At 40.9% G+C, this 1431-nt stretch carries 2 protein-coding genes; both read right to left on the reverse strand.

Features of this window, described 5'->3' with window-relative positions; all coding sequences use genetic code 11:
- Positions 1–285: 285 nt before the first annotated feature.
- Complete coding sequence (locus CEX98_RS21975) at positions 286–1179, reverse strand: L,D-transpeptidase (RefSeq protein ID WP_099644116.1); 894 nt, start codon at positions 1177–1179, stop codon at positions 286–288.
- Between the two features lie 153 nt (positions 1180–1332).
- On the reverse strand, positions 1333–1425 hold the full coding sequence (locus CEX98_RS23645) for an integrase core domain-containing protein (RefSeq protein ID WP_416348748.1): 93 nt from the start codon (positions 1423–1425) through the stop codon (positions 1333–1335).
- Positions 1426–1431 lie beyond the last annotated feature (6 nt).

Raw genomic sequence — 1431 nt, forward strand, 5'->3', positions numbered from 1 at the left:
GATCAATACGCCAAACTGACAAGTGCTAAAATCGCTGCCAAAAACAAAAATAGGGCGGATTGTCTAATCTTATCAACAACAACTAAAACTAATGTAAACAATGAAAGAGTGGATATCGACGTATTAAAAAACAAGTAATGATTTGAGGATCTATATAAGATCCCCCCAACCTCTGTGCCAAATTTGTAAGAATCTGGCTTTACTAAGTAACTAAACACACTCAACCCACCTAACAAAAGTAAAAGTATAGCTGCAACCAAAAAAAATAATTTAATAAGTTTCATATTAATAATCTACTTTTAACAATATGTTTTGTTGAAATTGATTCTGCTGGAAATATGTATTGAACTGCTGGGTGAAGCTATTCATATTAATAGTTAAGTCAACACAGCCAGCAGAACCAGGTGTACTACCTCCGTGAATTGAAAAACCACTACGTCCGAAAGTATTGCTACCAGCGATAGGGGTAGCCCAAACTCTGCTTTCACCCCATGATGAAGTGCCTCCAGGCCAAGGCCCTCTTCCTATATAAGCTAGTGCTTTATCTAAACCTAGGACATCGCTCCAATTCTGTAAGTTATTTGCATCTAGGACATATTCACCTTCAGGGATAGGTCCATAATCTTCAACAGATTGATCTTCCGTCGTAGATCCAGGTCTTCCAGATACAGCTGCCCACTCTTTTACAACCTTACCATCATCATCGATCCAACTAAGCTTATTACCATTAAAGTGTAACTCATCATTAAATGCCCGAGAAAATGCAGCTGTAAAAGCACCATTTGCAAACTTACCACCAGAAAGTTTAGAAACAGTTCCTCCTAAAGTTGCTGCTGCGATTATTCTTGCAGGACTAAACTTAGATGCTCCATCAATTCCATCGATTTTAAGACCCGCAGCTTGCGTAACGCCAGCAGCCCAGAAACCATGCCCGAATTTACCACCATTGAGGTCAGACATAACACCACCTGCTATTGCATGTGCTGCTATCTTCCCTGCAAATTGCGCTGTTGTTAATCCATTTTCCAAGACTTCTAAGCCTTCTTTAAGCTTATTTGCTTCCATTGCTCCTTGGAAATAGGACCCTACCCCATAAAATGCTGCCGCACTGAACGCACCAGTTAATGCACCTTTAAGCGAGCCAGTCATAACATAGCCAGATGCTGCACCACCTGCCATTGCGATACCTAATCCTGTCCAGCCACCCGCTGCTAGTGCAGCTCCTCCTGTATAGATCGTAATGGCTATAGCGACAACAGGTTTGAGGATCTTGTCTCTAAATTTAGTCCACGTGTAACTCCACCCAATTTAGTACAGCTATTTCGTAGAATTCTATGCAGCCTCAAGATAACCAATCGGTGTCATATCACCTAGTGAATCATGAGGTCGCTCATAATTATAAATATCTAACCACTCGTCTGTGATTTCACA

Source organism: Pseudoalteromonas piscicida, from assembly GCF_002744175.1.
Taxonomy (GTDB): Bacteria; Pseudomonadota; Gammaproteobacteria; order Enterobacterales; family Alteromonadaceae; genus Pseudoalteromonas; species Pseudoalteromonas piscicida_B.